General features: G+C 64.1%; 9 protein-coding genes. 4 read left to right on the plus strand and 5 right to left on the minus strand.

The genetic code is table 11. The features are described 5' to 3' along the window. Positions 1-23: 23 nt before the first annotated feature. The gene (locus tag NK8_RS08950; RefSeq protein ID WP_162065882.1) at positions 24-1,064 is read right to left on the minus strand and encodes a microcin C ABC transporter permease YejB; all 1,041 of its coding nucleotides are present in this window, start codon (positions 1,062-1,064) and stop codon (positions 24-26) included. A gap of 13 nt (positions 1,065-1,077) precedes the next feature. Beyond that, a complete protein-coding gene (locus tag NK8_RS08955; protein ID WP_213226103.1) occupies positions 1,078-2,946 on the minus strand; it encodes an extracellular solute-binding protein in 1,869 nt (622 codons plus the stop codon). A 231-nt stretch (positions 2,947-3,177) separates the two neighbouring features. Between NK8_RS08955 and fabI the strand changes: the two genes are divergently transcribed. Further along, positions 3,178-3,975 carry an enoyl-ACP reductase FabI gene (gene fabI / locus NK8_RS08960; RefSeq protein WP_213226104.1) on the plus strand — a complete coding sequence of 266 codons (798 nt, stop codon included), beginning with the start codon at positions 3,178-3,180 and terminating at the stop codon, positions 3,973-3,975. A gap of 95 nt (positions 3,976-4,070) precedes the next feature. Here the strand turns inward: fabI and NK8_RS08965 are convergent, their stop codons facing one another. The 3 genes from NK8_RS08965 to NK8_RS08975 all read right to left on the minus strand — a co-directional run bounded on the left by NK8_RS08965 (position 4,071) and on the right by NK8_RS08975 (position 6,521). Next, positions 4,071-4,445, minus strand: a complete 375-nt coding sequence (locus NK8_RS08965; RefSeq protein ID WP_213226105.1) for a hypothetical protein — start codon at positions 4,443-4,445, stop codon at positions 4,071-4,073. A gap of 224 nt (positions 4,446-4,669) precedes the next feature. Continuing rightward, positions 4,670-5,023, minus strand: coding sequence for a hypothetical protein (locus NK8_RS08970; protein ID WP_213226106.1), 354 nt, complete (start codon positions 5,021-5,023; stop codon positions 4,670-4,672). A gap of 184 nt (positions 5,024-5,207) precedes the next feature. After that, a complete protein-coding gene (locus NK8_RS08975; protein WP_213226107.1) occupies positions 5,208-6,521 on the minus strand; it encodes an MFS transporter in 1,314 nt (437 codons plus the stop codon). 144 nt (positions 6,522-6,665) lie between these two features. On the opposite strand from NK8_RS08975, the gene NK8_RS08980 reads away from it, so the two are divergent. The 3 genes from NK8_RS08980 to NK8_RS08990 are packed head-to-tail and all read left to right on the plus strand — an operon-like array spanning position 6,666 to position 9,988. Continuing rightward, positions 6,666-7,439, plus strand: a complete 774-nt coding sequence (locus NK8_RS08980) for a GntR family transcriptional regulator (RefSeq protein WP_213226108.1) — start codon at positions 6,666-6,668, stop codon at positions 7,437-7,439. After that, entirely contained in the window at positions 7,436-9,112 is a 1,677-nt protein-coding gene (gene mdcA, locus NK8_RS08985; protein ID WP_213226109.1) for a malonate decarboxylase subunit alpha, read from the plus strand. Before NK8_RS08980 ends, mdcA begins: the two co-directional genes overlap by 4 nt. Positions 9,113-9,127: 15 nt before the next feature. Then, positions 9,128-9,988 (plus strand): triphosphoribosyl-dephospho-CoA synthase, encoded by an 861-nt coding sequence (locus NK8_RS08990; RefSeq protein ID WP_213228580.1) that lies wholly within the window; start codon positions 9,128-9,130, stop codon positions 9,986-9,988. The last annotated feature ends 249 nt before the right edge of the window (positions 9,989-10,237 follow it).

Here is a 10,237-nt window from a genome sequence, read left to right on the forward strand (position 1 = left end):
CCGGTGAAGCGGCTCGATTCAAATCAGCGCTCCAGTTGTTCGAATTGAATGCGCGGATCGACCCAGACGTAGCAGAGATCCGAGATGAGCTTGGTCGCGAGGCCGATCAGCGTGAAGAGATACAGCGTGCCGAGCACGACCGGGTAATCGCGTCGCACGACGGATTCGTACGAAAGCAGGCCAAGGCCGTCGAGCGAAAACAGCGTCTCGATCAGCAGGCTGCCCGTGAAGAACGCGCCGATGAACGCCGCCGGAAAACCCACGATCAGCGGCAGGAGCGCATTGCGGAACACGTGTTTCCACAGCACGCGCCGCTCGCTCAGGCCCTTGGCGCGCGCGGTCAGCACGTATTGCTTGCGAATTTCGTCGAGAAACGCGTTCTTCGTCAGCATCGTGACGATGGCGAAGCTGCCGACCACCGACGCCACCACCGGCAAGGTGATGTGCCACAGATAGTCGAGGATCTTGCCGCCGAGCGAAAGTGTGGCCCAGTTGTCGGAGGTGAGATTGCGCAGCGGGAACAGTTGCCAGAAGCTTCCGCCGCCGAACAGCACGAGCAGCAGCACGCCCAGCACGAAGCCCGGAATCGCGAAGCCGACGAGCACGACGAGACTCGTCGCGACATCGAACCTCGAGCCGTTCCTGACCGCCTTCGCGATGCCGAGCGGCACCGATATCAGATACGTGATGAAGAAGGTCCACAAGCCGATGCTGATCGACACCGGCAGCTTCGACACGATCAGCGACCACACGCTCTGATGCCTGAAGTAGCTTTCGCCGAGATCGAAGCGCGCGAACTTGCCGAGCATCAGGACGTAGCGTTCGAGCGGCGGCTTGTCGAAGCCATAGAGCTTCTTGAGCTGCTCGACCTGTTGCGCGTCGACACCCGTGTGCGTGCGCAGGCCGAACCCGCCGCCGCCTTCCGTCTGGCCGCGCCGCAGATCGTGCACCGCCTGCTCGACCGGACCGCCCGGCACGAACTGGATCACGACGAACGTGAGCGTCAATACGCCGATGAGCGTCGGGATCATCAAGAGAATCCGTTTAAGGATGTAACTCCACATGGCGCACCGTCCTCTATTTCGCCGCGGGCGCGGACTTCGCCCACCACGTCGATATGACCCATTCCTCGGCGCCGTAATACAGCGGCAATGTCGACGGGTACGCGAGCGTATTGCGATACGCCACGCGATGCGTCGCCGAGTACCAGTGCGGCACCACATAGTAGCCGTTCATCAGCACGCGATCGAGCGCGTGCGTCGCGTCGACCAGTTGCTCGCGCGTCTGCGCGGAGATCACTTTCTGCAGGATCGCATCGACGGCCGGCGACTTCACGCCCGCGAGATTGTCCGAGCCCTGCTCGTCGGCGGACTTGCTGCCGAAGCGCGAAACCTGCTCGGTGCCCGGCACCTGCACGTCGGGCATGCGCACGCTCGTCATGTCGAAGTCGAACGCGTCGAGACGCTTCTGGATGAGCGCGTAATCGACGGTGCGAAAGTTCATCGTGATGCCGAGCTTCTGCAGATTGCGCCCGAATGCGGCGGCGACCGGCTCCATCGACGCGCCGCCGCCGGTGTCGTCGAGAATCTCGAATGCGAATGGCTGCCCTTTCGCGTTGCGCAGCGCGCCGTCGCGATAGGTCCAGCCGGCCTGCGCGAGTAGTTCGCGCGCCTTGATGAGATTGGCGCGCAGCGAGCCGGGCGCGTCGGTATTCGGCTGACGCGGCATCTCGCCGAACACGGCGGGATCGAGTTCCTGCTTCAACGGATTCAGGATTGCCAGTTCGCCATCGCTTGGCTTGCCCTTCGCCTGCAGATCCGTATTGACGAAAAAGCTGTCGATGCGCCGGTACTGATTGAAGAACAACTGCCGGTTGAGCCATTCGAAATCGAGCGCGAGATCGAGCGCCTGACGCACGCGCACGTCCTTGAAAAGCGGCTTGCGCGTGTTCATGAAGAAGCCCTGCATGCCCGTGCCGTTGTGCTGCGGAAACTCGCGCTTGATGAGCTCGCCATTGTCGAAGCGCTTGCCGATATCGCGCCGCACCCAGCTTCGCGCAATGTATTCGACGAGCACGTCGTACTCGCCCGCCTTGAAGGCTTCGAGACGCGCGGTGGAGTCGCCGTAAAGCTTGTAGTCGATGTGCGCGAAGTTGTACATGCCGACCCGCACCGGCAGCGCCGCGCCCCAGTAATCCGGATTGCGCCGGTACGAGATCGTGCGGCCGTTGTCGAACCGGTCGAGCAGATACGGCCCGCTGCCGATGGGCTTCTGAAACGCGATCTGATCGAACGGGACGCGCGTGCCGTCCGGCTTCATGCCCCACTTGCGCGAGAACACCGGAATGCCGCCCGCGAGCAGCGGCATTTCGCGCGTCGCGATCTTGAACTCGAAGCGGATCGTGAGCGGATCGACGACGACCGCGCGCGCGATCTGCCCGAAGTAGACCGCGAACTGCGGCGCGGCCAGCGGACTCTTGAGCGTCTCGAACGAGAACTTCACGTCCTCGGCCGTGACCGGATCGCCATTGGAGAAGCGTGCTTTCGGGTTGATGTGGAAGGTCGTCGACATGCCGTCGGGCGCGACCGAGATATCGTCGGCGAGCAGGCCGTAAGCGGTCGCTACTTCGTCGGAACTGCCGGTCGTCAGGCTTTCGAACATCAGTGAAAGGCCCGGCGCCGGATTGCCGCGCAGCGTGAACGGATTGAACTTGTCGAAGCTCGTCAGCCGGTTCGGATTGGCGAGCACGAGCGTGCCGTCACGCGGCGCATCGGGATTGACGTAGTCGAAGTGCCTGAAATCCGCCGGGTATTTGGGTTCGCCATATTGCGCGATGGCGTGGACCGCGTAAGCCGGGCTCGCGAGCCACGCGATCGATCCGGCCAGTGCAAGCGCGATGAATCTGCATGAGGCGCCGGATGAGCGGATCGTCGTGCGAGTCGTCATGTGCCTCTTGGCGCGATGTGTGGTGAAGCGTTGAATGAGCGGGCAAGGCCCGAAGCGAGCGCCGCGAGAATCCTGGGCAGGCATTGCATTGTGAGAGAATTCTACCCAAAATCACGCGCCATACGGCTTGCGGCCTAGGGGTTCGCCACCAGGCTCGCATTTGAGCCGATCGCGCCACGCACGATACGCGCGGTATCCGCGCGCGACATTGACATCAAAGAAGGAGCATTCATGGGCTTTCTCGCTGGAAAACGAATTCTGCTGACGGGCCTGCTGTCGAACCGCTCGATCGCTTACGGCATCGCCGCGGCCTGCAAGCGCGAAGGCGCGGAACTGGCGTTCACGTATGTCGGCGAACGCTTCAAGGAGCGCATCACCGAGTTCGCGACCGAGTTCGGCAGCGACATGGTCTATCCCTGCGACGTCGCCGACGACGCGCAGATCGACGCCCTCTTCGGCTCGCTCAAGGAACGCTGGGACTCGCTCGACGGCCTCGTGCATTCGATCGGCTTCGCACCGCGCGAGGCGATCGCGGGCGATTTCCTCGACGGCATGACGCGCGAGAACTTCCGCATCGCGCACGACATCTCAGCGTACAGCTTCCCCGCGCTCGCCAAGGCCGCGCTGCCGTTGCTGAAAGATGGCTCGTCGCTGCTGACGCTCTCCTACCTCGGCGCCGAGCGCGCGCTGCCGAACTACAACACGATGGGTCTCGCGAAAGCATCGCTCGAAGCCAGCGTGCGCTACATGGCAGCGTCGCCGTCGCTCGGCGGCAAGGGCGTGCGCGTCAACGCCATTTCGGCCGGCCCGATCAAGACGCTCGCGGCGAGCGGCATCAAGGGCTTCGGCAAGATCCTGAACTTCGTCGAAGAAAACGCGCCGCTCAAGCGCAACGTGACGATCGAGCAAGTGGGCAATGTGGCCGCGTTCCTGCTCTCGGATCTGTCGGGCGGTGTGAGCGCCGAAGTCGTTCACGTCGATGCCGGCTTCCACGCGGTCGTCGGCGGCATGGGCGGCGAGGCGGAATAAGCCGCGTCTGACGCTGTCGAAAAAAGCGCCGCTCGTGTCATGCGAGCGGCGCTTTTTTTTGCCGCGGCCGTTTGGGCGTGACCGTGGCGTGACCGTCAGTGGCGTCCGTGCGGGCCGCCGTGCCCATGTCCGTGTCCGTGTCCGTTGCCATGCCCCGGCGGCGGACCATGATGCGGCCCGCGCCCATAGCCGTGATGGCGATTCCAGTCGTTGCGGTTCCAGTAGCGGCGGCCATCCCAATATCGATTGCCGTGCCAGCCGATCACCACCGGCGCCGCGTACACCGGCCCGGGCTGATAGATCACTGGCGGCGGAGGCGGCGCATAAACCGGCGTCGGCGCGACATAGACCGGCGCCGGAATGCCGATATTCACGCCCACATGGACATCGGCGCGCGCGATGCTCGTGACGCCCAGAGCCGCAACCGCGAGCACGCCCGCCAGAATTCCTGCCGAAAGTTTCCTTGTCATACGCAACCGACCTCGCTCTTCTACTTGTTCGATTGCGACCGAATATAACGGAAAGCTTTCAGCGCAATATTTCAGCTTTGTAAGTTATTGCGTGTCTGCGCATAACGTCTGGAGAAACCTTACCTTTTGTTACATCGCAACTGACGGAATTGTCCGGCGGGGCAAAAAAAAGCCACCCGGACGATGGGTGGCGTTCGGCGCGAGACGCCGGTGCTGCGCGAGGATCAATGCCAGCCGTTGTGATGGCCGTTGTCATGGCCGTCATGGCCGTGGCCGTGCCCGTGATCATGGTCGTAATGGCGGTAGTAGTCGTCGCGGTTCCAGTAGCGACGGCCGTCCCAATAACGATCGCCGTGCCAGCCGACCACGATGACCGGCTGCGCATACATCGGCGGCGGCGGCGCGTACACGACCGGCGGCGGAGGCGGCGCATAGACCGGCTGGGGCGCGACGTACACGGGCGCAGGCACCCCGATGTTGACGCCTACGGACACGCCCGCACTGGCCGCCCCGGACAACGTCAGACCGCCGATCATCACGGCGCCAGCCAGCACGGAAGCCTTCGATACCTTGTTCATGTGAAGCCCACCTCGATGGGATGTTTGTTGTGTTGACGGGACTATATCGGACGGATGCCGCGCCAAGTGTTCGACTTCGTAACCTGCTATTACCGAGGAAAAACTTACAGAAAGTAAGCTCGCGCGCATAAAAAACGGCGGCCTTCTTCACGAAGGCCGCCGTCCGCGAGAGCTGTTGTATCGGTCAGTTCGGCAGTTCCTGCCCGCGTGTTTCCGGCGCGAACGGAATCACCGCGAGACCCACGAGAAACGCAATCGCAGTGAGCGCGATCGGCACGCCGAGCGTCTTCATGTTGAGCACCATCGCGCCGATGCCGAAGTTGACGATCGCGCCGAAAAAACGCCCCACCGACGTGCAGAACGCGAACGCGGTCGCCCGCACGCGCGTTTCGAACTGCTCGGGCAGCCACAGCGAAAAAAGCGCGAAGTTGCCGCCGAAAAAGCCCAGCACGACGAGCAGCGCGATGAACGGCACGAGCCCGTTCGGCAGATAGAACGCCCAGCCGAACGCGAGCGCGATCGACACCGCCATGCCGACGAAATACACCGCGAGCGTCTTTTTGCGGCCGATCTTCTCCGCCATCGGCGGCAGCGCGAGACAGCCGACGATCGTGCCGATCGACAGCAGCCCGGTCGCGATCGACGCCATGCGCGCCGCGTCGTGCTTGTCCATGCCCGCCTTCGTCGCGAGCTGGATCACCGCCGACGGCTCATACACCGCCCCCGCCCACAAGCCGATGATCGCCACCGTCAGCAGCACCGCCGCGACGATCGTGCGCTTGCGATGCTGCGCGTTGAAGATCGCCTTGAGCGAACTCTCGTGTCTGACGTGCGGCTGAACGGCTTCGGCGCGCTCCCATTTGTCGGTTTCCTTCACGCGCAGGAGCACCATGATCGACACGACGACCGGGAACAGGCCGACGAGGAACATCGCGCGCCAGCCGAACGCCGCGCCGATGGTGTAGTTCAGTGCGGCAGCGAGGAAGAAGCCCGCGTAATAGCCGGTTTGCAGATAGCCCGCGCCCATCTTTCGACGATCTTCCGGCCACGCTTCGGCGACATAGGTTCCGGCAAGCGCCCATTCACCGCCGATTCCCACGCCCGCGAAGAAGCGATAGATGCCGAGTTCCCACACCGTATGCGCGGTGGCGGCGAGGCCCGTGAAAATCGCGAATGTGAAGATGGTCGCAGCGAGCACCTTGGTGCGCCCGAAGCGATCCGCGAGCGGCCCCCATATGAACGACAGTCCCCACCCCACCAGAAAGAGCGCGAACAGGATCGACCCTGCCAGGCCGACGTTGGCCGGCGTCGCCGCGTAGCCGGAGCGCGGCAGCAGTTCCGTGAGCGCCGGCGCGAGCACGAGCGCATAAATGAAAGAATCCATTCCATCGAGCGTCCAGCCGGCCCACGCGCCCCAGAAACCGGTGATCTGCGACCGGTTGAGCGGCGTCTTCGCGGCGCGCGTGGCGCTGATGCGTCGATCCAGGATTGTCGGCATGGCCATGTCTCTCCAAGTGAATTATCGACGCGCGCGTTGAAAGTGTTTGTTATGGCGTCTAGGGAAAGCACCGGATTTGCGTGTGCAATTTTATATATAATATTTGAACATCAACTCGCGACAAGTCCGCGTTTTCACCTAGCCATGTCGACAGATCTCTCAGCCCGATCGCAGCATCCGGCATCATTTCGCGACGCGCAGTTCGAGCCGCGCCAGAGCACGTCGCGCTTCATCGCGGACGCGCTGCGCAACGCGATCGTCGAAGGCTCGCTGCTGCCGGGCGAGCCATTGCGACAGGACGCCATCGCGCGACAGTTTTCCGTCAGCGCGATCCCGGTGCGCGAGGCGTTTCGCCAGCTCGACAGTGAAGGCTGGGTGACGATCGAGCCGAATCGCGGCGCGGCCGTCAGCTTGCAATCCGCCGACGAGGCGCGCGAGATCTACGAGATTCGCGCATCGCTGGAAAGCCTGGCGATCGGCATCGCGATCGACCATCACACGCCCGCCACGCTCGCCGAAGTGAAGCGCCTGCTCGAGGCCGCACAAAACGAGCCTGATCCCGCGCTCTATGTGGTGCGCAACGAGCAGTTTCATATGAGCCTGTATGCGCCCGCGGACCGTCCGCGCCTGATGGAACTGATCGGCCAGATGCATCGGCGCGGCGAGCGCTATCTGCGTCTGAAGCTCGGGCTGCCCATCCACAAGGATGCGTCCGATGCCGAGCATCGCGCGATCTTCGATGCCCTCGTCGCGCGCGATATCGAACAGGCCCAAACACTCGTCGCGCGTCATCTGCTCGCGACGGGCGAACTGATTCACCGCTTTCTCGCCGATGCCCAGTCGCTCGCTCAAATGAGCCACGTCAAGAAGAAGCGCCGCGCATCGTCCCGAACGACTTCCCCAAAGGCTGACCGATGAACTCGTCCACACCTCCTGACGCGCTCCGCGCGACCCGCAACTGGAACACCCGGGCGCAGGAAAAAGCGCGGCGACTGAAGCTGATCGAACCGTGGCTGAACGGCTCGGTGCTCGACTCCGCGCGTATCGTCGATGCGTTGAGCGCGTTGATCGTCAGCGGCGACCGGGTTGCGCTCGAAGGCAACAACCAGAAGCAGGCCGACTTTCTCTCGCGCGCGTTCGCGAAGCTCGATCCAGAGCGCGTGCACGACATCCATCTGCTCATCTCGAGCATCAGTCGTCCGGAGCATCTCGCGCTGTTCGAGCAAGGCATCGCGCACAAGGTGGATTTCGCTTTCGCGGGGCCGCAGAGCCTGCGCGTCGCGCAACTGCTCGAAGACGGCATGCTGGAGATCGGCGCGATCTATACGTACATCGAACTGTATGCGCGCATGTTCATCGATCTCACGCCGCAGGTCGCGCTCGTGTGCGCGGTGCAGGCGGACCGGCACGGCAATCTGTACACCGGCGCGAACACCGAGGACACGCCGACCATCGTCGAAGCCACCGCGTTCCGTCATGGCATCGTGGTCGCGCAGGTGAACGAGGTCGTCGATGAACTGCCGCGCGTCGATATTCCCGGTTCGTGGGTCGATGTCGTCGTTCAGGCGGATCGCCCGTTCGCGGTTGAACCGCTCTTCACGCGCGATCCGCGTCACATCGGCGAGCTGCAGATTCTCATGGCGATGATGACGATCCGCGGCATTTATGACCGCTATGGCGTGACGTCGCTCAATCACGGCATCGGCTTCGACACGGCCGCGATCGAACTGCTGTTGCCAACGTATGGTGAATCGCTCGGGCTGAAGGGCAAGATCTGCACGAACTGGGCGCTCAATCCGCATCCGACGCTCATACCCGCGATCGAATCCGGCTGGGTGCAGAGCGTGCATTGCTTCGGCAGCGAAGTCGGCATGGAGGACTACATCGCGGCCCGCTCCGACGTGTTCTTCACCGGCCGCGACGGCAGCCTGCGCTCGAACCGCGTGTTCTGTCAGCTCGCGGGGCAATATGGCGTCGACCTGTTCATCGGCTCGACCTTGCAGATGGATGCCGACGCGAACTCGTCGACTGTCACGCTCGGGCGGCTCGCGGGCTTCGGCGGCGCGCCGAACATGGGACACGATCCGCGCGGCCGCCGGCATTCGAGCGAAGCGTGGCTCAAGCTGCTGAAGGACGACGGCCCGAACCCGAAGATCGCGCGCGGCCACAAGCTCGTCGTGCAGACCGCCGAGACGTACAAGAAAGGCGGCGAGCCGACCATCGTCGATGCGCTGGATGCGATCGCCGTCGGCGAAAAGAGCGGCATGCCGATCGCGCCGGTGATGATCTACGGCGACGACGTCACGCACGTCGTGACCGAGGAAGGCATCGCGTATCTGCATGCGGCCGAAGGCGTCGATGAGCGGCGCGCCGCGCTCGCGGCGGTCGCGGGCGTGACGCCGATCGGCATGCGCGCCGATCCGGCGAAGACGGCGGAACTGAGACGGCGCGGCATCGTCGCCTATCCGGAAGATCTCGGCGTGCGGCGCGGCGAAGCGAAGCGTTCCCTGCTCGCGGCGCGCAGCATCGACGATCTGGTCGCGTGGTCGGGCGGGCTCTATGCGCCGCCGGCGCGCTTCAGAAGCTGGTGAAACGCGATGACGAGAATGTCTGCGGCCGCCCTTCCCCTCGCGCGCGACGAAGCGGCTTCGCCACCGCTCATTGCAGCGCTCGCCGTCGATGCGCTGATCGCCGAGGCGCGTCTCACGCCGAAGCCCGCGCTCGTCGATGAACGCGGCAGCGGCGCGCATCGCGATCTCGATCTGGACACGATGCTGCGTTCCGCCCGCGCGCTGCAACCGACCTTTCTCGCGATCGCGCGCGCGGCGTCGGGCGTGCGACCGTCGCAGGGATTGCGCGAGCGACTGGCGCGCATCGGCCGCGAAGGCGAAGCCGCGATGATGCGCGCGACGAGCGGCAGCAACGCGCATCGCGGTGCGATCTGGATCGTCGGTCTGTTATGCGCGGGCGCGTCGATGCACGCATCCGACGATGTCGAATCGATCTGCGCGTCGGCTGCGGCGATCGCGCGTCACGAGGATCGTTATGCGCCGCCATCGGCGACGGCGAGTCACGGCGCGCGCGTGAGCGAGCGCTATCGCGTGGCGGGCGCGCGCGGCGAAGCACGCGATGGCTTCCCGCATGCGCGCTTCGTCGGGCTGTCCGCACTCGACGATGCACGGGCGCGCGGGCTCGACGAACCGGACGCGCGTCTCGATGCGCTCATCGCGATCATCGCGTCGCTCGACGATACATGCGTGCTGCATCGCGGCGGCTCGAACGCGCTCGATGCGGCGCAGCGCGGCGCGCGGCTCGTGATGGATCGCGGCGGCGTGGGCACCGACGAGGGGCGCGCGGCGCTCGCGCAACTCGAAGCTGATCTGCTGGCGGTGAACGCATCGCCCGGCGGCGCGGCCGACCTGCTCGCGGCGACGCTCTTTCTCGACAGTCTCAGGCGTCTGGCTTAGCGCATGTCAGGGCTTTTGATAAGGAATGCTATTGTGATGTGTCGAGTGCAAGCCGGAGTTTTCGTCGGATCCCGTTTTCGTGTCGGTCTATTGGCGTTGCCCCTGTGCGGGGCGGCAGTCACTTTCTTTGCTGCTGCAAAGAAAGTAACCAAAGAAAGCAGCTCGAGACGCCCGCGGTCACACGCAATTTGGGTGTTCTTCTCGTTGTTCGTGGGCTCAGTAGCGAGTGCCCTCGTAGGCCACCTCGGG

It is taken from the genome of Caballeronia sp. NK8 (assembly GCF_018408855.1).
GTDB lineage: Bacteria > Pseudomonadota > Gammaproteobacteria > Burkholderiales > Burkholderiaceae > Caballeronia.